Source organism: Stenotrophomonas nitritireducens (assembly GCF_001700965.1).
GTDB classification, from domain to species: Bacteria; Pseudomonadota; Gammaproteobacteria; order Xanthomonadales; family Xanthomonadaceae; genus Stenotrophomonas; species Stenotrophomonas nitritireducens_A.
On the sequence record NZ_CP016756.1, the window covers coordinates 4,517,831 to 4,541,729 of the forward strand.

Consider the following 23,899-nt stretch of genomic DNA (forward strand, 5'->3'; position numbering starts at 1 on the left):
CCGACCCGGCACAGGCCACCGCACCCGTGGGGCGCGAACGCCCTGCAGGGCGGCTTCGCCCACCGCCATCGTTGACTGGACGGGTGCGACTTTCCTGCACGGGAAAGCGCGCACGCACGACCACCCGGCCGCGGGCGCGCGCGCATTCATCACAGACGTACTGGACAGTACAGTATTATGGCCGTGCGCTTCCCCGCGAACCGGCAGCCATCGCTCCCGATGCGTCCCCCTTCCTCGAGGTCCGATGACATGAACACCACTTCCGTGGCGCCTGCGGGCGCCAGTACCGGTCGCTGGCCATTGCGCCTGTTCGGCGCGGCGCTCGTACTGATCGCGCTACCGCTGCTCGCCGGCGGGCTCTACCTGATCACCCTTGGCGGCTCCTGGTATTACCTGCTGGCCGGCCTGGCGCTGGCACTGAGCGGATTCTTCTACGTCCGCCGCGCGCCCGTCGCGGCCTGGCTGCTGGCCGCGACCACCATCGCGACCGTGCTGTGGTCGCTGTGGGAAGTCGGCGCCCGCTTCTGGGAACTTCACTTCCGGCGGAGTGCTGAGGGCTTCGCGGCCCTCGACGCCGACATCGAAGAAGTCGCGGCCTTCGAAATTGAACATGCCCGCGATGATGGAACCGGGGAACTGTTCGCGGGACGTGTTGTAGTCCTGAACCGCCGAGTTGTAGAACCGGCGCGCCGCGGCCAGCTTGTCCTCGATGGCGGACAGCTCGTTCTGCAGCTGGATGAAGTTCGTGTTCGCCTTCAGGTCCGGATAGGCTTCCGCCAGTGCGAACAGCTTGCCCAGCGAGGCAGTCAGCATGCCCTCGGCCTGGCTCATTTCAGCCGGCGTATGAGCGCTCTGCGCCGCATTCCGGGCAGCGATCACCTGCTGCAGCGTGTCCTGTTCGTGCTTGGCATAGCCCTTCACGGTCTCGACGAGGTTCGGGATCAGGTTCTGGCGCTGTTTCAGCTGCACATCGACGTCAGCAAAGGCCTGGTTGACCCGCTGCCGCTTCATCACAAGACCGTTGTAAATCAGGATAATGAAGCCAGCGATCAATACGATGACGCCAAGTCCAATAAGCATGTGTGTCCCTCCGGAAAGCCTTACGCATCAACGCCTAACCGGCACCGCCGCCTCACGCAAGGAAAACCCGGGACATCCGGACTGCATCAAGGCTTGACCTGGCCGCCCGGCCTGGCCACCCAGTATATAACGATCAGGAACTGACCCATGGCCGAATCTGCACCGGAATCCGACAATTCCTACATCCACAAAGAACACCACTATTTCCAGCGGGTGAACTGGCTGCGCGCCGCCGTGCTCGGCGCCAATGACGGCATCCTGTCCACCGCCGGCCTGCTGATCGGTGTTGCCTCCGCAGACGCCACACCCGGCGCGATCTTCACCGCCGGCCTCGCGGGCCTGGTGGCCGGTGCCATGTCGATGGCCGCCGGGGAATATGTGTCCGTCTCCTCGCAGGCAGACCTCGAAAAGGCAGACCTCGCGATCGAGCGCGCCGCCCTTCACAGCCATCCGGACGCCGAACTCCAGGAGCTGACCGAAATCTATATCAGCCGCGGCCTGACCCCTGAAACGGCCCGGGACGTCGCCCGGCAGCTGACAGAGCATGACGCCCTGGAAGCCCATGCGCGTGACGAACTCGGCATGAGTGAGATCGTCGCCGCCAAACCTGTGCAGGCGGCGGTCAGCTCCGCCCTCAGCTTCTCCGTCGGCGCCGTCCTGCCGATCATTGCTGCTGTTGCTTCGCCGGCTGGCCTGATCACGCCGGTTGTGGCCGTCGTGTCCCTGATCAGCCTCGGCATCCTCGGCGCCCTGTCGGCCCGCGCGGGCGGGGCCAGCAAGAGCAAGGCCGCCGCGCGCGTCGTGTTCTGGGGTGTCGCTGCCATGCTGGCGACCGGCGTGATCGGGCACCTGTTCGGCACGGTGGTTTAACGCAGCGCTGGCAACGCCCTGTAAACAGACCCCGGTCAGAGATCATTGCATCTGTCCGGAAGATTGAAGGGTATAGGAAGTTCAACCGCCCTTTTTGGCGAGTCTGGCGGGTAGGAAGCGGCCGCGCAAGCGCCGCTTTGGGCACAGATCGGGCACAGATCGGGGGTTCATGCGTGGGTTTTCGACATCGCGGGGCCACGCAGCGGCTCAGTGCGTAGCCATTTCTCACCGAATCCCGGCACAGGGCCGAGCGCAGCCCTGCGGGGTCGTGGCCGCATCGGATCGGACTCTGGCTTGGCTGCCGGCTGTGTGGCCGGCACCTCGTCACGCGGCCGGCGGCGGCGCGCGCGCTGCGGGCCGGTAGTGCGCTTGCTCCAGCGCGCCGTGCTTCTCGAAGTGGGCGAGGATGGCGCGGATGGCGGTGGGTTCCTCGATGCTGGCGACGATCCGTACCGCGCAGCCGCAGTGGGCGCAGGTGGTGATGTCGATGGAAAAGACCCGCTTGAGCCGTTGCGCCCAGCTCATCGCACGGCGCTTCTGCTCGGGGCTGCGCGGCTCGTCGTGGGCGCTGACGTCCACTGGCGCCGCATCGCCCGCAGGCCGCTTGCCGCGCCCCGAGGGCGTCAGCTGCGCACGCAGGTTTGCATTCGGGGCGAATACGCCGTGGAAGCGGGTGAGATGCGCGCGAGGTGGCGGGACCAGTGCCGCCAGCTCGGCGATGAAGTCCACCGCATCCCATTCGACATGCGTGGTCCCATTTCGCCACGGCGTCTTGAGCTGATACCGCACCCTACCCTGCGGTGAGATCGACAGCCGCTGCTCGCTGATCGCCGGGCGCGTGATGTAGCGGCACAGCTTTTCGAGCTTGTGGCTTTCGTGTGCTTCCGCGGCCACGCCGGCATGCAGCGAGAAGCCGCCGACCTTGCCGGCATCGCCCTCCAGCGAGCCTGCGTCACCGGGCAATGTTTGCAGCGTGACGACCTTGCGGCCAGCGTCGCGACCGGTGGCGATGCGGTAGGTCATCGAACTCATCCGCAGCCCATCCATGCCGTCGTCGCTACCCGCGCTGTCGGACAGGAACACGGATTCGTCTTCGCCTTCGAGCCAGCCGCGGCGCGACAGGTGCCGGCACACGCGATGCGCGATGGTGTTGGCGAGCTGCGTCAGTTGCGCAGAGGTGGGGGCACGGGCGCGGCGCAGGCGCGGCTTGCGCCGCGGGGGCTCGACGTTCGCGTCGTACACGCCGTCGAGCCACAGCATGTGGAAGTGAACATTCAGGTTCAGCGCGCTGCCGAAGCGCTGGATCAGGGTCACCGCGCCGCATTGCGCGCTGGCGTGGTCGACGCCGACTTGATCGGCTAACCAGCCGGCGATGACGCGCTGCACGATCACCAGCACCGGGCCGATGGCCTCCGGCTTGCTGGCGAACAGGAAGCGCAGCGGGTACGGAAAACTCAGCACCCATTGCCGCACCGGCCGCGGGCCAAACACCTCCTCCACCAGGTGCCGCGCGCTCTCGGCCATGCGCCGCGCCCCGCAGCTGGGGCAGAAGCCGCGCTTCTTGCAGGAGAAGGCCACCAGCCTCTCGGCCCGGCACTGCTCGCACACCACGCGCAGGAAACCGTGCTCGAGCACGCCGCAGCGCAGGTAGGTCTCGAACTCCTCGCGCACATACTCGGGCAGCGAGCGGTCTTCTACCTCACGGCGCGCGAGAAAGTCCGGCCAATGCGCCTGCACCAGCGAATACAGCAGCGTGCGCTCGGGACGGTGAGGCGCATAGCGAGCCGTGGGCAGATGCGCTGCCGGCGACGTTGCGTGCGCCACGGCATCCTGCAGCTGCGACACGGTCGCGGCGAGGCGCGGCACGAAACACTCCGGTGCAGGGAATGGCTGCTCAGGCTTGCGCCCGCCCCGGCCGGTTCATATCGGCCTTTTCCGGTTTTCGTATCGGACATCGCCGCGCTTAAGACAGGGCGTTTCCCACGTCGGACGCCAGAAAGCACGAAGCCCGGCAAAAGGCCGGGCTTCGTGGTCACGCTTGCTTGCTGGAGGGCGCGGTTCGCCCGCTGCGCGGACGTCTTCGCGCCACCACTGGCGCGATGGGCGGACTTAGAAATCCATACCACCCATGCCACCCATGCCACCACCTGCCGGCATGGCGGGTTCTTCCTTCTTCGGCGCCTCGGCCACCATCGCTTCGGTGGTGATCATCAGGCCCGCGATGGAGGCGGCGTTCTGCAGTGCGGTACGCGTGACCTTGGTCGGATCCAGGATACCGAAGGCCACCATGTCGCCGAACTGGCCGTTGGCAGCGTTGTAGCCGAAGTTGCCCGAGCCGGCCTTCACTTCGTTGACGATGACCGAAGGCTCTTCACCGGCGTTGGTGACGATCTCGCGCAGCGGAGCTTCCATCGCACGCAGGGCGATGACGATGCCGTGGTTCTGGTCTTCGTTGGCGCCCTTGAGGTTCTCGATGGCCGCCTTGGCACGGATCAGGGCCACGCCGCCGCCCGGTACCACGCCTTCTTCCACCGCTGCACGGGTGGCGTGCAGGGCGTCTTCGACGCGCGCCTTCTTTTCCTTCATTTCCACTTCGGTCGCAGCGCCCACCTTGATGACGGCCACGCCGCCGGCCAGCTTGGCCACGCGCTCCTGCAGCTTCTCGCGGTCGTAGTCCGAAGAAGTTTCCTCGATCTGCGCCTTGATCTGGCCGATGCGGGCCTGAATGCGCTCGGCATCGCCGGCGCCGTCGATGATGGTGCTGTTTTCCTTGGTGATGACGACGCGCTTGGCGCGACCCAGATCGTTGATCGTGGCCTTCTCCAGCGACAGGCCGACTTCGCAGCACTGGATTTCCGTCCGCCGGATGCGGAGCAGTACCGTGGCGATACGGCATTGTCGGCGATGCCGCCCAAGCTGATCCTGGCACAGGCCATCGCCATGGCCCTCGACGTCAAGACCGTATCGGATGCGGAAGCGGATGCCGCGTTGAACACGTTGGCGACACGCTTCACCCGCAACATGGTCTGCGATCCGCGCAAGGTGCAGCCTGAGGAAGGAGGCGCGGGGCTGTACGTGCGCACCGGCGCGAACTGGTTCGGCGATGTCGCCGATCCCCGCCCGCAGATGCGCCGCTTCCCCGGAAAGGTGCTGGTGCTCCAGGGGCAGTGCGACTTCGTGCCTTACGCCGAAGCCTACGAGTACGTGGACCTGTTCCCCGACGCGCGTTACCGGTTCGTCGCCGGCGCCGGACACATCCTGTGGTGGGAGCGGCCGGATGCGTATGCGCGATCCATCGAGGCCTTCCTAGCCGAGGGGGGCGGAGATCCTCCGTAGCGTCTTGACCAGCATGAATCGCCCCGCTTCAGCGGAACTCGAACAATTCGTGCCGCAACCGGTCTTCCGCCACGCCGGTTTCCCGCATCAGCTGGCGCACCTGGTCCAGCAGGCCCTTGGGGCCGCAGAAGCTGATCTGCACCCCCGACGCTCCCGCCCGCTCGACCCGTTGCGCGAACTGCTGACGAAAGCCGGCTGACGACGGTCCCGTGGCGATGTCGATCAGTTCGACACCCCGCGCACGCGCCATCCCCGCCAGATCCACGGCGTCGGGAAGCTCGCGACCCGGCGTGAAGAAATGGAAGAAGGTCACGCCGTCCAACGCGGACGCGTCGGCATCGCGAAGCCAGGCAATGAACGGCGTCACGCCCACGCCACCGGCGATCCATATCTCCTTCCGTCCGGTGGGCCTGTGCTCGAACCGGCCGAACGGCGCATAGACCTGTGCCACCATCCCGGGCCTGGCATCCCTCACCAGCCGCTCCGTGTAATCGCCCAGCGAACGCACCATGAAGGCGATGCCGCCATCGGCGTCCCCCGCGCTGGCGATGGTGAAGGGATGCGGCTCGCGCAGGCCGTCGTGTCCGAAGGATACGAACGCGAACTGGCCGGGCAGGAACGGAATGCCCGGACCTTCGGGCACCAGCTGCAGGTGGACGGCACTGCCGTTGGCGGACACCGCGCGCAGGCGGTACCGCGCATGCCGCGAGAACAGGGGATACAGCAGCAGCTTGTAGGCCGCCCCCATCACGCCCAGCGACGACAGCACGGCCAGCCATGCGCCCGCCGCGCTGGCCAGCGCGATGGGCGACTTGAAGCTGGCCCAGTGCGCCACGACGATCAGGAACAGCGGACCGGACAGCTTGTGCCACCACCGCCAGGTCCGGTACGGGATCTTGCGGTTCAGCGCCAGCAGCACGATGAGCATCAGCGAGACGAAGCTGAGCTGCCGGACGAGCCGCGTCACCGGTCCTGGCAGCGGCAGGATGGCCGCTGTCTCCCATGCCGGAGAACCCGCCTTGAAGACCAGATGGACCGAGGCGAACACCAGCGCCCACACGCCCAGCCACTTATGCGTCTCATAGACGCGGTCCAGACCACCGAACAGCGACTCGACCGCCTTCCAGCGTGCCCCGAGGACGGCCGCAAGGGCCATCAGCGACACGGCGGCGACGCCCGAACCCAGGCTGAGCATCCCCGTGGTCGGCCAGGTGCTGCCGGGAACCGCCGAGGCCGTCAGCGCGAAGCTGGCCAACACCGCGGGAACAATCAGGGAATGCGAACCGAGGCGCATGACAGATCCGTCCAATCGAAAGGCCGGATCGAATGATACCGTCAGGCGTGCCGACGCGCGTTGATCGGGATCAATCTGGCGACCTGATTAGCCCCGACCGCAAAGACCTGGACGGCCAGTTGTTCGAGACCTTTGCCGACTGCCGCTGGTCGATCCGTGCCACGCCGGTGCAGGCCAACAGCCGCGACGACCTGCGCGAGCAGCTCACGGCCGTGGAAGCCGGCGGCGTGTTCTTCACCACCATCAACAAGTTCGCTCCCGAGCGTGGCCAGACTTCGGTGCCGGTCCTCTGCGAGCGCAGCAATGTCATCGTGATCGCCGACGAGGCGCACCGCACGCAGTACGGCTTCAGAGCCGACCTCGATACCAAGACGGGCCAGACCAAGTACGGCCTCGCCAAGTACATGCGCGATGCGCTGCCGAACGCGATCTACCTTGGCATGACCGGCACGCCTGTGAGCCTGGACGACCGCGACACCGAGGCGGTCTTCGGCACCTACGTCGACGTCTACGACATGATCGCCGCGCAGGAAGACGAGGCGGTGGTGCCAGTCAGCTACGAGAGCCGGATCATCGAGCTTCGCTTCAATGAGGCCGAGAAGCAGGCGCTCATGAGGGTCGGCAGGGAATCGTTACGTACAGGGCCAAATGCCACCTAAGCGATTGAAACGCAATGATAATTGTCTTGTCCCGATGGCGGATGTCCCCGTCTATGGGGCCTGTTCAAGGACTTTCGCTGTATAGCTCAGCGGCGCCACTTCCCTTTCAAGATCCAAGTGGTAGTCGCCGAAGCGATTGATGTGGCTGGTCCGGTAAGGCGACAGGCCGGCCAGAATCTCGGGCGTCAGTTCAATCCCCTCCTTCTGCATTACGGCCAAGGTCCGGCTCATGCGTTCCACGTTGTGGAGGATGATCATGTTGGCCACCAGCTGGCTGTACTTGATGATCTTGCGCTGCTCGTGTTGGACGTTCTCAGCAATGATCCCTTGGCTGCCAAAGAAGACCCACTTCACGAAGCCGTTGTATTCCTCGCTCTTGTTGGTCGCAGCATGGATCGTTTTGCGAATCTCGTTGTCATCGATGTAGCGCAGCAAGAACAGCGTTCGGACGGCCTTGCCAAGTTCCCGGAAGGCGAAGTACAGCTTGTTCTTCCGGCTGTAGGTGCCCAGCCGGCGCAGGATCGAGGACGCGGTGATCTTCCCCAATCGGATCGAGATCACTACCCGCAGCATGTCGTGGAGATGCGTCGCGATCAGTTGCCAGTCGATGCTGTCTCCGAACAGTGCCTGGATATTCTTATAGGTCCTGCCAGGTTCGGGCCGGAAGAATGTCAGATCCTTGATGTTTCGTATCCTGGGCATCAGCTGGATGCCCAGCATGTGGGCCAAACCGAAGACTGGGTAGCTTTGGGCCTGCGTGTCGCCATGGACGATCTCAGGCTGGATGTCGGAAGTGTTGGCCAGCAGGCCGTCGAGGATGTAGATGCCCTCGTGCACACCACAGGGAATGAAATGGCTGAACAGCGCCACGTATTTGTCGGACACATGTTAGTAGCCGATGCCGCCGTAGCCGCCGTAGCGGATGTGGTACTCCGACAGCAGGTTGTCCTCGTAGACGCTCCATTTGGTGCCATCTGCTGAGGCGCTTTTCCCGCTGCCCCAATAGCCCGGGAGGTCGAATTTATTGTAGGTATTGATGACCTCTACGATGGCCTTCTCAAGCACATCCTCGGTCACGTATTTCAGGTTCAGCCAAGCAACCTGGCGCCGGCTGAAGCCCTTGATCGACCGCGCCGTCTGCGTCGGACCCAAGTTGCAGCCATAGCAAAACAGCGTGGTGATCACCCGTCGAGGGAGATCTTCAACCTGGCTCTCGGTGCCGGCGATCGGACGGAAGAATCGGTGCAGATCCAGCCATTGGCTGGCGTCGATCAGGACATCGACGATGCTGGACTCCGGGAGCCGTTCGGCGATGAGGCGGTCCACGGTGGCAATGGCGCTTGAGACCTCGGCGCGTTGCCCCTTCCGCAGTACCAGGCGTCCTTCCAGAATGTCCGCATGAACATTCTCGGGGAAACGCTCGTCAACTTCGTCGGCCAAGTCGGTCAGTTGTGCGCGCAACCCGGCCACGAAAGTCGCAGCGTCGGTGGGCAAGCCTGACACCTGGCCATAGGCTTCCAGTTCCTGGGCCAAGGTGGCTTCATCGACCAGCTGCTCGCGGTAGTCGTCAAATCGTTCGCTGCTCGGGATGAAGAGATCTCCCGACTTCAGTTCGTCCTTGACCTGCACCAGCACGGCCAGCTCGAAGTACTTACGGTGCATCCAGCCGGCGCCTGCCGCGCTGGCCCGCTTGCCAAACACGTGCTGACGCCAGAGCTTGGACATCCAATCGAAGTCCTTTTCCGGGTCCAGGCCGAGGGATGCGACCTCGATCAGCTCACGGCGTTGGTTGCGCAGCGACAGCACCGCTGCAATCAACGGCTCCATGCCGGCATCGTGGCTGGTTGCCCGCAAGTTCATCAGCTCCAGCCCATTGAACAGCAGCGGCCTGACCGCGCCGTAGGGTTGCAGCATGAAAGGCAGATAGTTCTTTCCTGCGTATGCCATATGTTCTTCGCATTCGGCCAACAAGGTCGACACTTCCGCTTCCAGACTGTTATCGATGGCATCCACGCGCTGACTATCGCTGCCGTCGAGCTGATAGGCCTGCAGGATTTCCTTGAGCTGGCCGATCAGGAAGTCGGCCCGCTTGGCATGTTCGAGCTGGTAGGCCAGCAGCTTTTGCTGGGCCGTGTTCTCCAGCCCGCGCACCTGCTTGATGAACAGCTCGGCTGCGTCATCCAGCGTCTTGGCATGCTGGGCGCGAATGAAGATGGTGGCCAACGCATAGCGCTTGTCCGGAGCCAGTTCGGCTAACTCGCTGGCGTCATAGGCGCGAGCCATTGCACGGAATTGCTTGAGCTTGGGCACCGGCACATCGATGGGAGGCAGCTGCTCGGCCAACTGCTGCAGCATGCGGATGTGCTGCAGATAGAACCGGACCTCCTTGTTGGTCGGTCGGCCAGGCTCGCGCTTGAGCGATTGCCAGCCAGTAAATCTGGAGCCTTCCGGTGCGCGCAGCAATTCGTCAATGAGCGTGCGCGTGGCAGGCGTCAGCGCGTGACTGATGCTGCGGTAGTAGCCCAGATTGACCCGCTCACGTGCGCCGATGGCGGCCAGCTCCAGGGTGCGGAAGCCTGGCAGTTCGTAGCGGTGGTGCACCAGCTCTTCGAGCAGGACGTTCACGATGTCCGGGATGGTGTGCTTGGTCTGGGCTGCTCCGGTGGCCACCGTGTCCAGCCAGGCCAAGCCTGATTTGTCCAGGGGATGTACCCCGATGAACTGCCGAAGCTGCGGCATATGGCGGCGCTGGCTACCGGAAGCGTCGTAACGTTCGAGCTGGTCGGTGTCCAATACGCGCCCGAGTCGGGCGGCCTTGGCGATGTGCTTCCGGATCCGCTCGGGCACTTCGGCTAACACCGTGAAGTAACCCAGGCGCTGGAAGAGCTTGAGATGAATCAGTACCGCCAGCTGCGGTCCCGGCTGGGTGGTCAGCTGCTTGGCGAATGCAATCTCAGCGGCGGTGGGGGTATAGATCTCCTCCAGTTCCTTGGCGGTGGGATCAGGCTTCAGTCGCGGGTAGGCGGTCTCGTGAAGGGTAGCCATTGGATCCGGAGGTTATGAGGGGATCAATCCCAGTGCCGGCCGTCGTCTGTATTGAGAGACGCTTCCAGGAAACACTGGTGCGTATCGGCCATGCGGTGCATGTCATCGAGCAACGTGGCCAGGATTTCATCCAGATCCCGGTCGGGATCGGTGGGAACAGTCAACTGGTACTCGCTGCTGGCAGTGTTCAGGCGCACAGCCTGGAACGGGGCCAAGCAGATCTCTTCGATCCGGCCTCGGGCCTTGGCCGCGCCGCGGCCCGTGCGGGCAAACGGGGTCAGCACCATGCGCAGGCGCAGCTGCAAGGCCGGTTTGCCCTCGGGCGCCGGCAGTGCCATCGCCGGTACCGGCGCGGTTGGACTGGGCAGGCTTGCTTCAATGCGGTCACGGGCAAAGGGGTCACGCCCGTCCAGATAGCGCATGGCCGACTGCACATCGCGCCAGCCCACGTACTCCATCAGCGCCTTCATGTCCCAGCCTTGGTCGTTGGCCCAGCTGGCAAAGCCGCGGCGCAACGAATGGCTGCTGTGGAGCCCCGCATCGGCAAAGCCGGCACTGGTCAGCAACTCGCGTAGCAGGCGCACCAAGCTGTTGGGATGCAGGCCCTCGGCGCTCACCTGGCCCCATTGGTTAACCTCCCGAAACACCGGCCCTTCGTGCAGGTCGGCCGCCTGCAGCCACACCTGGGTCGCCTCCACCGGGCACAACCGCGACAACGCCGGCACCTTGTAGGTGACGCCGGCGGCCTGGCGGTCGCCCTTGCTGCGCGGCAGGAAACAGGTCATCCCCTGTCCCGGCACCAGCGTGAGATGGGCCACGTCCAGACGCAGCAGTTCATCGCCACGGAAGCCCCGCCAGAATCCGAGCAGCACCAACGCTCGGTCGCGTTGATGGCGCAGCGCCGCCGCTCCGTCGCCCCGGGCATGCGCCGCCGCGATCGCGGCAGCCAACCAGTCATCGAGCTCGACCAGCCGCCGAATCTGCAGCGGCGCGGCTTGCTTGACCTGGCCCGGGTGCAGGGTCTGGATGCCTTTGAGCACCTTGCGCACCAGCGGCGACCGGGTCGGGTCGACAAAGCCGTGGTCGCGGTGCCAAGAGGCAATGGCGGCCAGCCGGTGGCGAAGCGTGCTGGCGGCTAGGGTCTGCGCATACGCGGCCAGGTACCGCGCCACGCTGTCCGGTGTCGCTGGGAGGTGGCCTTGCCATTCAACCTCGAAGTGCCGCAGCGCCGACGCATAGCTGCGCACCGTGTTCTGGCGCGTGGCTGCATCGAGGTAGCGGTCCAGTTCGGTCACTGGCGCGTGGCCTCCACAGCGACCGGCTGCCGCAGGGTCGACAGGATGGTGCATTCAGCCCGCTGCCCACCGTGGCAACTGGCAATCACCCGTTCCAACTCGGTGGCCATGCGCTCCAGGTCGGCCATGCGCGCCCGCACGTCGGTCAGATGGCTGCGTGCCAGCCGGTCCACGTCCCCGCACGAAAGCTCCTCATCGCCGGCCAGCTGCAGCAGGCTGCGGACCTCCTCCAGGCTGAAGCCTAGGTCCCGGCCGCGCGCAATGAAGCGCAGCCGCTCGATGTCGGCCGGGCCATAGACCCGGTAGCCATTGCCCGAGCGCCCCGGGCGCGGCAACAGGCCGATCCGCTCGTAATAGCGGATCGTCTCCAGGTGGCATCCACTGGCGTCGGCAGCCTCACTGATTTTCATTCGTAGTACGCTTGACTCCGTAGTAGCTACGGACTTTACACTCACCTGCTGTGTCATGCCAGCGACCCGCCCGGGCCCGGCTTCCCTGCGACTGGAGATGTTCCGATGAGTGATTGCGGCTGCCACCACGAGGCCAAGAATGCGCAGGAGCGGCGCGTCCTCTGGATCGCCCTAGCGTTGAACGCGGCGATGGCCGTGATCGGCGGCATCGCCGGCTGGATTGCCCATTCCACTGGCCTGCTGGCCGACGCTCTGGACATGCTGTCCGATGCCACCGCCTATGCCATTGGCCTGGTCGCTATCGGGCGCACGGCGCGCTTCAAGGCCAATGCCGCTTGGGTCAGCGGCAGCGTGCTGCTTGTGCTGGGTGTGGGCGTGTTGGTTGAGGTGGGCCGCCGGGTGATGTACGGCGCCGAGCCGGTCAGCGGCTGGATGATTGGCACCGCCCTGCTGTCGCTGGCGGTCAATATGGCGGTGCTGCGCATGCTGGCACCGCTAAAGTCCGGCGAAGTGCATCTGCGAGCGACGTGGCTGTTCACGCGGGCCGATGTGGTCGCCAATGTTGGGGTGATCCTGGCCGGTCTGTTGGTGTGGTGGCTGGCCAGCCCGTACCCGGATTTCGTGATCGGCGCCCTGATCGGCCTGTATGTGATCAAGGAAGCCTTCGAGATTTTAGGTGATGCCCGCCGGGCAGGTGCCGACGCGCGCAAGACGGCTGCATGACCAGGCTTGGCCGACTGAGCTCGGACTCTGGCGGCTGCGCTTGAACCCGGCACTGTCACGTGGCGCAGCTGGCCCCCGACCTAATCCGTCGCAGCTCAATCTGCGTGACCGTGCGGAAGCTCAGGCAAAACGTTAACTTTCTGTTCTTCGGATGCCGGATTCCGTCAATTTCCCGCGCCAGCTTTTGCCTGGCCACCTGACTCGCAGAGGCCACTCGAGCCCGCGAGATTGATGAATAAGCGTCAGCTTGCTGATGAGCGGGACCCAAGGTATCTTTCCGGCCTCAAATGTATCAGTCCTAGCCACACGTGCCTTCCATTGTCATCCATGCCAAGCGCTACGCTCTGGCACTGCTGCTCGCAGTGATGATCATCGTGCCTGTCGTTGATGCTTCGGTCTGCTTCTCTGAGGAGCAGTCACACCAGGAAGTGGCAGGGCCAGGCGATGGCCACCCCGATAAGGCGCATGCCGCTTGTGGTCACGGTCACTGCCACCACAGCAGCACTTTTGTGGCGTCCAACGGTTTCACCAGTGCCGAAGCCGCAAGAAATGAAGGCGGGCACACGTTCTACGAACAGCCCATGACGTCCCACATCCCGGACACGCTGATTAGACCTCCCAGGCTTTGATCGCATAACAGGCGCAACGCGCCTGTCAGTCCTTCTGCGATCACCTTTGTGTAGGTCTTTCCATGAACACATCTTGTTGCTGGGCGCTCCGTGCGCTCGGCCGACGCGTGGCTGCACGTGCAGTCGCCGGCCAGTACTGCGCCGCCTTGAAGAAGGCGACCTGAATGCCCTTCTCAACATCTACCAATCTCCGAACTGCACGCGATCGAGCGGCACTACTGATGGCAACCTCCGTGCTTGCCATCGGCGCATCTCTTGGTGTGCGCGATTTTGGGCCTGTCGACGAACCGAGATTTGCCTTGGTTGCCACCCAAATGGTGGCAACCGGAAGCTCGCTGTTCCCGCGTCGGGGAGCGGAGCTGCACCCAGACAAGCGTCTCTTCATGTGGATCTCGGCTGCACTGCTGTCACTGACCCAAAACCTGCGGACCGCGGTCCTGGCCCCTTCGCTGGTGTCAGGCGTTGCATATGTGTGGATGGCTTTCCATCTAGGAACGCGCAATGGCGGCCGTGTGCGCTAGGGGCGCGCGCGGTGGTCAATAAAAAGGAATCACCAATGCATTACGTGAAAACAGAATTCAACCGAGGCAGTTCGCGCGGGGGCCTAGGCTCAGATCCACTGGGCCGTCTTGGCAAGCCCATCTGCGGCCCGCAGCTGGGCGTCAACACGTTGATTATCATCGTGGCGATGTACTTCACGTTCTTTCTCAACAGCGCGTTCTTCGCAGAAGTAATTGCGAAGAGTGGTGCGGACGGAGCAGCTCGTGCGCTACTTGTTATCTCTACGGGAGCGATCCTCACTGCCTTGAATGTGCTCATTCTCGGATTGCTATGCGTTCGATGGACGGTGAAGCCGGTTCTTGCATTGCTTCTCGTCGTGTCCGCTACTGCTGCCTACTATTCAGACAATTACAGCGTCTACTTCGACGCCAGCATGGTACGAAATGTGCTGAAGACCGACGGCGCTGAAGCCGGAGAGTTGCTGACCTGGGGCTTCTTTCTTGCGGTACTAATTAAAGGCGTCGTGCCAGCTATCGCGGTATGCATGGTAAGGCTCCAACGTTCTTCCAATGTGACGCGGGCGATACTTGCAAGAGTGCTTCTACTTGGCATGGCGGTTGTTGTAATCGTTGGCGCGGCAATTGCGTCATTCGACGACCTCTCATCACTCATACGCAATCACAAGCAAGTCAGATACCTTGCAAACCCTGGAAACTACATCGCTTCCATTGCGAAGGTTGTGCGAGAAGACACCCGTGCGGAGCGCGGTCCGATCCAAGTGGTTGGCCCCGATGCCATGATGACGCCTCATCCGCCAGGCGCGAAGCCCCACTTCTTGGTCATCGTTGTAGGTGAGACGGTTCGTGCGCAGAACTGGGGTTTGAATGGATACGGCAGACAGACAACGCCACAGTTGGCAGCGTTGGACGTCGTCAATTTCTCAGACGTGACCGCCTGCGGGTCAAACACCGAAGTGTCGGTGCCCTGTATGTTCTCTGCGTACGGGAGGCGAGACTACGATCGAGACAAGATCAAAGGTTCGGAGTCGCTTCTGCATGTTTTGGAGCGTGCCGGGGTCAGGACCCTATGGCGTGACAACCAGACTGGATGCAAGGGCGTCTGCTCTGATCTGGCATTTGAATCCTATCGCGTGCCGGTCAAGGATGTTCTGTGCGACGACCAAGCATGCCGTGACGAGATTATGCTGCAAGGTCTGCATGACTCGATCGAGGACAACCCTGGTGATGTCGTTGTCGTTCTACATCAGCTGGGGAACCACGGACCCAGCTACTTCAAGCGATACCCGGAAGATCTGACGAAATTTACTCCCGACTGCCGAAACGCAGACTTGGGCAAGTGCACACGCGGTGAAATCGTCAATGCGTATGACAACGCGGTCCTTGCGACAGATGACTTCCTTGCAAAGACAATTCGCATGCTTGAACAGGACAAGAGTCACGATACCGGGCTGATCTATGTCTCCGACCACGGCGAGTCATTAGGGGAGGCGAACGTCTATCTTCACGGGCTCCCCTACGCTATCGCCCCTGATACTCAGATCAAGGTGCCGATGGTGATGTGGATGTCTGATGGTATGAAGAGCAGCAACAACCTGGACCTTCAATGTGTCCGGGACCGATCAAAGCAGCCGTCCAGCCACGACAACCTCTTCCATTCTGTGCTTGGCCTGATGCAGGTTAGGACGACGGTGCTAGACGAGAGCCTAAATCTGTTCTCAGGCTGTACCAGCAACGCCGGTCACAGCCTATAGCCGACCACGGCGAGTATCGCTGTTGGAAGACCCGTGAGCGTCTCTTGGGCCCAAAAGAAGGAAACATCGAAGTGGCAGATATGTACGGTCATCGTCCGCGGAGCATTGCGCGCGTCTTTGAGGCGCTTCGCTGGTCTCTCCAGGGGCTGAGATCAGCTTGGCTGCATGAATCGTCGTTTCGGTTGGAAGTTGTTATGGCCGCGGTGGCATTACCTACAGCTATCTTTTTCGGCAACTCAGGGGTAGAGCGAGTGCTTCTCATGGGGAGCGTACTGTTCGTTTTGGCATTCGAGCTGCTGAACTCCGCTATCGAGGCAGTGATCGAACGGTATGGCCCAGAAATCCATGAGCTGGCTGGTCGTGCGAAGGACATGGGGTCGGCTGCGGTGTTCGTGGCTCTTTGCAATGTCGCCCTCACATGGGCCGTTATCCTTGTGGGTTGATTCCCTGGGTCCCGACCTGAACGGGGCTAGGGTGCGTTCAAGCACAGCCACCGTAGTGTTTTTATGTAATTGTATCCGTCCAAAAGAGGTTGCTAACCTTTCCCAATGCGTCGCTCTCTGCCTGCTATTCGTATATACCTGATGCTGCTGCTTTTGGCGGCGTTCGTGGTCGTGCCTGTGGCCGAGGCATTGGCGTGCGCGCAAGAAGCGACGGTCAGCGTGGGCGATGTGCACGCCTTGCAAAGTGATTCAGACTCCGAGTCGAGCAAGAGCAAGGATTCGTCCAGTGCCGATGCCTGTGGCCATGGGCATTGCCACCATTCAACGGCAAGCCTCCCAGCTGCCGGTCACGACGATCTGTTCGCCGATGGCCGGATTTCGCTGCACAGTACCGAGCACGGGGACGTCTACGCCCTCCGACTCGACGGACCCATGCGCCCCCCCCGTATCTGATCTGGCTCTGCCCCGCATTTGCGGGTAGTTCGCTCAGATAATTTACGGGAGTTTTTATGTCGATTTTGACGGGTCGGTCGCTTTCAGCGACCGGGTTGGCTGTCGCTGTTCTGCTGGCGTTGGTGCCAACCGGGCATGTAGCTGCTCAAACTGCACCATCTTACGAATCGTTGCTTTCTCGCTTGAACCAGATGCCTGCGACGGTCCAAGGCGTCGCGCTGGCTGAGGCAGCCGAGGCGCGGGTACAACAGGCTCGGGCACTGCCCAATCCGACGGTCTCCATCGAAGCGGAGAACGCCTACGGCACTGGTCCCTACAAAGGTTTCTCAAACGCTGACAGCATTGTCACCCTCTCCCAGCCGCTGGAGATTTGGGGTCAACGAGGGGCCCGAGTGCGCGCCGCGCGTGCGGAGGCTGGGGCTGCAGGCTTGCGGGGTGATCTGATGCGCAGTGACGCAGCGGGTCGCCTGGCTGCGACATACGCCGAAGCAGAGGCTGCGCTGCGCCGATATGAGTTGGCCAGCGAGGCATTGGCCTTGATTGAACAGGACGCCAAGGCGGTAGCTGCGATGGTCAGCGAGGGACGTGAGCCCAACCTGCGCGGTGTGCAGGCACGGAGCGAGGTCGCCAATGCAAAGGCCAGCCTAGATGAGGCCGAGGCCTACCGGGATGCGGCGCTTGCTCGCCTAGCCGGGGTGTCCTTAGTGGACAGCCCGCTGACCGACATCGGCGAAAGCCTGCTTGACCGAGTGCCCTCTCACCCAATTGACAATGAGGCCGCCCCGCTTGCCGTTCGTATCGCCCAAGCCGAAGCGGACGCCTCCGGCCGCCTTATCGATGTTGAGCGCAAGCGTGCGTTGCCACAACTGAGTGCATCCGTGGCTCAGACGCGCTTCCGCCAAGCGGGCGACCAAGCTTACAACGTGGGCATCAGCCTTTCGATCCCCCTATTCGATCGTAACCGCGGTGCGATCCAGGCGGCCTATGCGGAACAACGTGCTGCCGAAGCGGTTCTGGAGGCTCAGAGGCGTGACAGTGAGGCGGCCCGTTTGGGAGCGGTAGCGAGTCTCAAGGCATCCAACAGCCGCGCACGAGCAGCGGATGAAAGCGTACAGGCCGCAGATGAAGCCTATCGGCTGGCCCGCATCGGATTTGAGGCAGGTCGTATATCGCAATTGGAGCTGCGCAGCACGCGATCAACCCTGATCGCTGCGCGTGGCAGTGCTGTGGATGCCCGTCTTAGCCGGGTGGCAGCAGAAATCGACCTCGCCCGCCTTGAAGGGCGCGCACCGTTTGTGGAGGCAAAATGAACAAGTACGGAAACAAGACGCTCATCGGAGCGACGCTGCTGGCTACCTTGATGATGACCGGCGCGCTGACCTCATGCAGTGGCGGGGCGCAGGAGGATGCCAAATCCACCGGTACGGAGGCAGAAAAGCCGGCTGGAAAGGATGATGGTCACGACGATCACGCAGCTGACGCAAAGCCGGGCTCCGCCGAGGCGCACAGTGAAGGTGATGGTGATGGCGAACATGGCGAAGAGGAGTCCGAGGAAGGTGTAGTCAAGCTGACGCCTGACCAGATCAAGGCATCTGGCATCGGCGTGGTGGCTGTCGGCCGCGGCGGTGGCGCATCGACCCGCCTTGCAGGTCGCGTCGAGCCGGCCATCGGGGGGCGTGCTGCCATCGCCTCAACGGTCACCGGCCGCGTTGAGCGCGTGCTTGTTGCGCCGGGTACAGCCGTCAAGAGCAACCAGCCCCTGGTGATCATTGTCAGTGGAGAAGCTGCGACCTTCAAAGCCGCCGCCACTGCCGCTGCGGCGGAGGCCGAAGCCATTCGCCTGGCCTACGGCCGCGACAAGTCTCTTGTCGAGCAGGGCGTAGTGGCTCGCCAGGAGCTGGAGGCCTCGCGCGCGCGCTCTTTGGCCGCTGATGCCGCCGCTAGTGCTGCACGTGCACAGGTAGCGGCCAGTGGATCTCCGGACAGTTCCGGCCGGGTGACAATCTCCAGTCCTGTCGCTGGCGTGGTTGGCAACGTCCAAGTGACGCCCGGTGGTGTCGTCTCAGCTGGAACGCTTGTTGCGGAGGTTTCCAATCCGGACATGAATGAACTCGTATTCACTGCACCGCCAGCACTGGCCACTCTCGCGGTGCCCGGAATGAAGCTGGAAGTGACTGGCCCGGGCGGAAGCTTCGAAGCTGAGGTGATTGCCGCCGCTGCGAATGTGATGCAGCAGGGAGGCACCGCGACCATTCGCGCCAAACCAATTTCGGAGAAGTTGCCACCGGCCGGCTCCCCCGTTTCGGCCGTCATCATCGCCGATAGTGCCGCTGAAGGTATGAGTGTGCCGGCGGATGCGGTCCAAAGCGTTGATGGCAGAAGTGTTGTCTTCGTTGCCGTCCAGGGTGGTTTCCAGGCTACGCCGGTACTCGCTGGTCGTCGTGCAGGTAATCGAATCGAAATCCTTAACGGCCTGACAGGTAGTGAGCGCCTCGTAGGCGCCAATGCCTTCCTGCTCAAAGCCGAACTGGCCAAGGGCGAAGCCGAGCACGGCCACTAAGGGAACTCATACACCATGTTCAAGATCATCATTGAAGCAGCGGTCAAGTTCCGTTGGCTCGTGGTGTTTCTGGCTGCTTCGATTGCCTGCTTTGGCTTGTTCCAACTGAGCAAGCTGCCAGTCGATGCTGTACCAGATATCACCAACCGCCAGGTTCAGATCAATACCATCGCACCTGCCCTTACTCCGGAGCAGATTGAACGCCAGGTCACCTATCCTCTGGAGACGGCCTTGGCCGGCATCCCAGGTCTGAACACCACTCGCTCCCTATCACGCAATGGCTTCTCTCAGGTCACCGCGATCTTCACTGATCAGACCGACATCTATTTCGCCCGCCAGCAGGTGGCAGAGCGGATGCGGGAGGCTGCCGGAGATCTGCCCGAGGGCGTGTCCCCATGCTCTCCCCGGTTACAACCGGGCTGGGCGAGGTTCTCATGTGGACGGTGGACTTCAAGCCATTCGACCCCAAGAAGCTGGCCAAGCCCGGCCAGGCTGGCTGGCAAGAGGGTGAGGTCTACCTGACACCAGAGGGCGATCGTCTTGGAACCGCCCAGGAGCGCGCAACGTACCTGCGTACTGTCCAGGACTGGATCATCGCACCACAGATGCGCTCCAGCCCCGGCCTGGCCGGTGTTGATACGGTGGGTGGGTACGTCAAGGAATACGGCATCTACCCCGACAGCGCTCGACTGGCGGCATACAACTTGGGTCTGGCCGATCTGGTCCAAGCACTGGAACGCTCCAACGTCCAGGCTGGCGCGGGTTTCGTCCAGCGTGCGGGCGAAGGCCTGGTCGTTAGGGCAGACGGCCTTGCCCTGACGACCGACGACTTGGCTCAGTCGCCGGTGGCCACCAAGGACGGTGTGGTCATCCGGGTGGCCGATGTTGCCGAGGTCGGTATGGGGCGCGCCCCACGGCTTGGTGCAGCTAGCCGAAATGGTCATGAGGCGGTACTGGGCACGGCACTGATGATCGCCGGCGGCAACAGCCGCACCGTCGCTCAAGCTGCAGCTGAGCGCCTGGCACAGGTCAATGAATCTCTGCCCGCCGATATCTTCGCAGAGCCAGTGCTGGACCGTAGTGTGCTGGTTAACTCCACTGTCAAGACTGTCGCCAAGAACCTGACCGAAGGTGCCCTGCTGGTCGTAGTTGTGCTGTTCCTGCTCCTGGGCAACCTGCGTGCGGCAGCCATCACCGCATTGGTCATTCCGCTGTCGTTCCTGTTCGCTGTTATCGGCATGAACAAGTTCGGCATCAGCGGCAACCTCATGAGTTTGGGTGCGCTGGACTTCGGCATCCTTGTGGATGGCGCGGTAATTGTGATCGAGTCCACCCTGCTGATGCTTGGCAAGCGGCGTGCGGAACTCGGCCGACCCCTCAATGCCATGGAGCGACTGCGTGTGGCCGCCGACTCGGCGAGGAAAATGGCGCGCCCTGCAGCCTTCGGCCAGGTGATCATCCTGTTGGTGTTCGCACCGATCCTTACGCTGGAAGGTGTGGAGGGCAAGACGTTCCAACCGATGGCCGCCACCTTCATGCTCGCCCTCGTTGGCGCGTTTATCTTCTCGTTCACCTTTGTACCGGCGATGGCTGCCCTGTTGGTCAGGGAGCCCAAGCTCCACGCGAACAAGGAGGGGCACGAGAGCGACCAAGACGAAGAACATGAGACTGCCATCATCCGCGTCCTGCGCGGCCGTATTGAACCGGCGATCCAAGCGGCGATTCGTAGGCCCAAGGCAGTGTTCGCTGGCGCCATTTTGATGCTCGCGATGGGCGTGGTCGGCTTTACGATGCTGGGTCGAGAGTTCATGCCAACGCTTGATGAGGGAAATCTCGCTATGCAAGCGTTGCGTGTGCCATCGACGTCGCTTGAGCAATCGTTGGCTATGCAATTGGCGCTGGAGAAGGCCATTGCTGCTGAACCAGAGGTTGTGACGGTCTTCTCGCGGACCGGTACTGCAGAAGCAGCTATCGACCCCATGCCGACCAACATCTCCGACAGTGTGATCGTACTTAAACCGAGAAAGGAGTGGCCAGACTCTTCCCTGAGCAAGGAGGATCTGATTGCAAGGTTTGAGAAGATCGCCGCCTCGCAGATAGGCAACAGCTTTGAATTCAGCCAGCCCATCGAGCTGCGCTTCAATGAGCTGATCTCAGGCGTGCGTACGGACCTGGCCGTCATGATCTACGGCGACAACTTCGAGCAACTGCAAGCTGTTGCCGATCAGGTCGCGCTGAAGCTGAGGAATGTCCAGGGCTCAGCGGATGTCCGTGTTGAACAGATTTCCGGCCTGCCCACGCTCAATGTGGCAATCGATCATCTTGCAGCTGCGCAGTATGGCCTCACGGCAGCGGACGTGAGCGACGCGCTTTCAACCGGTATTGGCGGCGCTGCGGCAGGCAAGATCTTCGAGGGCGACCGCCGGTTCGATGTTGTTGTGCGCCTCGGCGACGATGCACGCAATGACCCCGATCAGCTCGCGTCACTGCCGATTGCAACTCCAACTGGGGGCATCGTGCCGCTCTCCTCTGTCGCACGCATTGAGATCAGCGAGGGGCCGAACCAGATCAGTCGAAACAATGGAAGCCGTCGTGTGGTGGTGCAGGCAAATGTTCGCGGTCGTGACTTGGGCGGGTTTGTTGGAGAGGCCCAGGCGGCGGTGAAGGACGTACAGCTTCCGCCGGGCGCCCACATGACGTGGGGAGGTCAGTTCGAGAACTTGCAGCGGGCTGAAAAGCGACTCATGACAGTTGTTCCGATTGTCTTCCTATTGATCGGCAGCCTGCTGTTCATGGCATTGGGCAGCGCAAAGGAGGCGGGCCTGGTGTTCACTGCGTCCCACTGGCCCTGGTTGGCGGAATTCTCGCGTTGCTGGTGCGTGGTATGCCGTTCTCGTATCTGCCGCCGTCGGATTCATCGCGGTATCGGGTGTTGCGACCCTGAATGGATTGGTGCTCATGCAAGCCATCAGAGAGAGGCTTGATGCAGGTGACAGTCCATTGATCGCTGCAATGAACGGTGCCGGCAGCCGAATTCGCGCGGTGGTGACCACCGCGCTGGTGGCGATCGTTGGCTTCATTCCAATGGCTATTGCGAGTGGATCTGGTGCTGAGGTGCAGAAGCCTCTCGCCACGGTGGTCATTGGCGGCCTGTTGACCGCAACAGTGCTAACACTTCTTGTGCTGCCGACATTTGCGGGACGCTTGGCCAAGGCAGGCCCGAAAGGGCAACCGGAAACTGTCCACTGAATGATGGAGTGTTTGGGCCCGGCAGAGCATCTGCCTGCCGGACTTCCCGTTCCATTTTTATGACGTTGGAGGGAACAAATGAACCTGACCACAGAACTCGAACTGCCAGTAATACTCCCAGGTGTCTCTCGGGACGACAGCTGCGTCCAGAGGCTGGTCGCTGGTCTTCAGGACATGGAGGGAGTATCGCGCGTGCACATTCGCGAGGGTAGCGACGAAGCTCTCGGAACGCTCTGCATTCATTACGACCCCGAGATCGTCTCGCTTCAGCGAGTGCCGAGAGGTGGCGCATCCGTGGGCATTGAGTTGGGTGATCGGTATGGCCACCTTTTCTTGGAGCTTGGTTCGGCCGTTCACACGAAAGGCAAGGACAATTGCGGCGCAAGTGCAGGCCGTACCAGGCGTCATTGAAGCCACCACCAGCCCAGCTGGTGGCATAAGCATCGAGTACGAGAGAGCCAAGACAGGCGAGGCGGAGCTGAGAGCGAAGCTTGAGGCGCTGGGTGTAGCGCAAGAGCCACCGAGTCCGAGGGGAGATTTGAAGGATCAGCACGAAGGACACGATCACAAGGACCGACAGGACCCCGGTCATTCCCACGGGGGCACGCTAGGTGGCAATAGTGAGCTGATCTTCTCACTTGCTTGCGGCCTGCTCCTGATCGTGGGATTTGCGATTGAAAAGCTTGGGTTGACCCAAACGCCCTGGATCCCCACAGCGTTTTACGTAGCAGCCTACGTCTTTGGCGGCTGGTTCACGCTTGGCGAGGCGATCGGGAACATCAAGCTGAAGCGCTTTGAGATCGATACGCTGATGCTGGTTGCAGCGGCAGGCGCAGCCGCGCTCGGCGCATGGGCCGAAGGCGCCTTGCTTCTGTTCCTCTTCAGTCTCGGTCACGCCCTTGAACACTACGCGATGGGCCGGGCTAAACGTGCGATAGAAGCTCTCGCCAAGCTTGCCCCAGAAACTGCCAGGGTGCTGAGGAATGGGCAGGTCGTGGAAGTCCAGGTTGAATCGTTGATACCTGGAGATGTGGTGGTCGTACGTCCCAATGACCGGATGCCGGCGGACGGATTCGTTATCAAAGGGGCTAGCAGCGTTGACCAAGCCCCTGTCACCGGGGAAAGCATCCCGGTTGATAAGCTGGCAGTCAATGACGCTGCTCTAGCACGGGATCGACCTGATTCGGTGGTAATGGAGTCACGTGTTTTCGCCGGCACTATCAATGGCTCCGGCGCCCTGGAGGTTGAAGTCACGCGTCGATCAGGCGAATCGGCACTGGCCCGCGTCGTCAAGATGGTGAGCGAAGCCGAAACCAGGAAATCGCCAACGCAGCGCTTCACAGACAAGTTTGAGAGGGTATTCGTTCCCGCTGTTCTGATCTTGGCCGTGCTGTTACTTTTCTCATGGATCGTGATCGATGAGCCATTCCCGCGACAGCTTCTATCGAGCGATGGCGGTACTTGTAGCGGCAAGCCCTTGCGCACTGGCAATCGCGACTCCAAGCGCGGTTCTAGCGGGAATTGCGCGAGCTGCGCGAGGTGGCGTACTCATCAAGGGTGGCGCACCACTGGAGGAGCTGG

The 23,899-nt window shown here is 62.4% G+C and carries 13 protein-coding genes and 6 pseudogenes; 12 read left to right on the forward strand and 7 right to left on the reverse strand.

The features are described 5' to 3' along the window. Positions 1-336: 336 nt before the first annotated feature. The gene (locus BCV67_RS19275) at positions 337-1,053 is read right to left on the reverse strand and encodes a LemA family protein (RefSeq protein WP_216635686.1); all 717 of its coding nucleotides are present in this window, start codon (positions 1,051-1,053) and stop codon (positions 337-339) included. A 174-nt stretch (positions 1,054-1,227) separates the two neighbouring features. Here BCV67_RS19275 and BCV67_RS19280 point away from each other — a divergent pair, with 174 nt between their 5' ends. Continuing rightward, on the forward strand, positions 1,228-1,950 hold the full coding sequence (locus BCV67_RS19280) for a VIT1/CCC1 transporter family protein (protein WP_062167478.1): 723 nt from the start codon (positions 1,228-1,230) through the stop codon (positions 1,948-1,950). 324 nt (positions 1,951-2,274) lie between these two features. Here the strand turns inward: BCV67_RS19280 and BCV67_RS19285 are convergent, their stop codons facing one another. The 3 genes and pseudogenes from BCV67_RS19285 to BCV67_RS19295 form a co-directional block, all read right to left on the reverse strand. Beyond that, positions 2,275-3,774, reverse strand: coding sequence for a transposase (locus BCV67_RS19285; protein ID WP_428999532.1), 1,500 nt, complete (start codon positions 3,772-3,774; stop codon positions 2,275-2,277). 285 nt (positions 3,775-4,059) lie between these two features. Beyond that, positions 4,060-4,794: pseudogene (locus BCV67_RS19290) on the reverse strand (TCP-1/cpn60 chaperonin family protein); the annotation flags it as partial. Positions 4,795-5,314: 520 nt separating this feature from the next. Beyond that, a complete protein-coding gene (locus BCV67_RS19295) occupies positions 5,315-6,580 on the reverse strand; it encodes a ferredoxin reductase family protein (RefSeq protein ID WP_062167475.1) in 1,266 nt (421 codons plus the stop codon). A 47-nt stretch (positions 6,581-6,627) separates the two neighbouring features. On the opposite strand from BCV67_RS19295, the gene BCV67_RS19300 reads away from it, so the two are divergent. Further along, a complete protein-coding gene (locus tag BCV67_RS19300) occupies positions 6,628-7,239 on the forward strand; it encodes a DEAD/DEAH box helicase family protein (RefSeq protein ID WP_065868188.1) in 612 nt (203 codons plus the stop codon). A 51-nt stretch (positions 7,240-7,290) separates the two neighbouring features. On the opposite strand, the pseudogene BCV67_RS19305 reads toward BCV67_RS19300, so the two are convergent. From BCV67_RS19305 to BCV67_RS19315, 3 genes and pseudogenes are all read right to left on the reverse strand, one after another. After that, positions 7,291-10,284: pseudogene (locus BCV67_RS19305) on the reverse strand (Tn3 family transposase). A gap of 23 nt (positions 10,285-10,307) precedes the next feature. Next, positions 10,308-11,579: a site-specific integrase gene (locus BCV67_RS19310; protein WP_082746536.1), complete on the reverse strand. Its 1,272-nt coding sequence runs from the start codon at positions 11,577-11,579 to the stop codon at positions 10,308-10,310. Then, complete coding sequence (locus BCV67_RS19315) at positions 11,576-11,989, reverse strand: MerR family transcriptional regulator (protein WP_014159604.1); 414 nt, start codon at positions 11,987-11,989, stop codon at positions 11,576-11,578. Before BCV67_RS19315 ends, BCV67_RS19310 begins: the two co-directional genes overlap by 4 nt. 105 nt (positions 11,990-12,094) lie before the next feature. Here BCV67_RS19315 and BCV67_RS19320 point away from each other — a divergent pair, with 105 nt between their 5' ends. From BCV67_RS19320 to BCV67_RS20725, 10 genes and pseudogenes are all read left to right on the forward strand, one after another. Continuing rightward, positions 12,095-12,712, forward strand: coding sequence for a cation transporter (locus tag BCV67_RS19320; RefSeq protein ID WP_014159605.1), 618 nt, complete (start codon positions 12,095-12,097; stop codon positions 12,710-12,712). A 793-nt stretch (positions 12,713-13,505) separates the two neighbouring features. Continuing rightward, positions 13,506-13,739 (forward strand): annotated as a pseudogene (locus BCV67_RS20720) (dolichyl-phosphate-mannose--protein mannosyltransferase); the annotation flags it as partial. Between the two features lie 158 nt (positions 13,740-13,897). Continuing rightward, positions 13,898-15,613: a phosphoethanolamine transferase gene (locus tag BCV67_RS19330; RefSeq protein WP_055765228.1), complete on the forward strand. Its 1,716-nt coding sequence runs from the start codon at positions 13,898-13,900 to the stop codon at positions 15,611-15,613. Positions 15,614-15,684: 71 nt separating this feature from the next. Beyond that, on the forward strand, positions 15,685-16,056 hold the full coding sequence (locus BCV67_RS19335) for a diacylglycerol kinase (protein ID WP_027080084.1): 372 nt from the start codon (positions 15,685-15,687) through the stop codon (positions 16,054-16,056). Positions 16,057-16,197: 141 nt separating this feature from the next. Beyond that, positions 16,198-16,509 carry a hypothetical protein gene (locus tag BCV67_RS19340; protein ID WP_126941536.1) on the forward strand — a complete coding sequence of 104 codons (312 nt, stop codon included), beginning with the start codon at positions 16,198-16,200 and terminating at the stop codon, positions 16,507-16,509. Between the two features lie 56 nt (positions 16,510-16,565). Beyond that, on the forward strand, positions 16,566-17,819 hold the full coding sequence (locus tag BCV67_RS19345; RefSeq protein WP_062167469.1) for a TolC family protein: 1,254 nt from the start codon (positions 16,566-16,568) through the stop codon (positions 17,817-17,819). Then, positions 17,816-19,069, forward strand: coding sequence for an efflux RND transporter periplasmic adaptor subunit (locus tag BCV67_RS19350; protein WP_062171269.1), 1,254 nt, complete (start codon positions 17,816-17,818; stop codon positions 19,067-19,069). The genes BCV67_RS19345 and BCV67_RS19350 overlap by 4 nt, the downstream gene beginning before the upstream one ends. Positions 19,070-19,084: 15 nt before the next feature. After that, a pseudogene (locus BCV67_RS19355) lies at positions 19,085-22,318 on the forward strand (efflux RND transporter permease subunit). Positions 22,319-23,231: 913 nt separating this feature from the next. Further along, positions 23,232-23,735, forward strand: a pseudogene (locus tag BCV67_RS20600) (hypothetical protein); the annotation flags it as partial. Position 23,736: 1 nt separating this feature from the next. Then, positions 23,737-23,844 (forward strand): annotated as a pseudogene (locus tag BCV67_RS20725) (hypothetical protein); the annotation flags it as partial. Positions 23,845-23,899 lie beyond the last annotated feature (55 nt).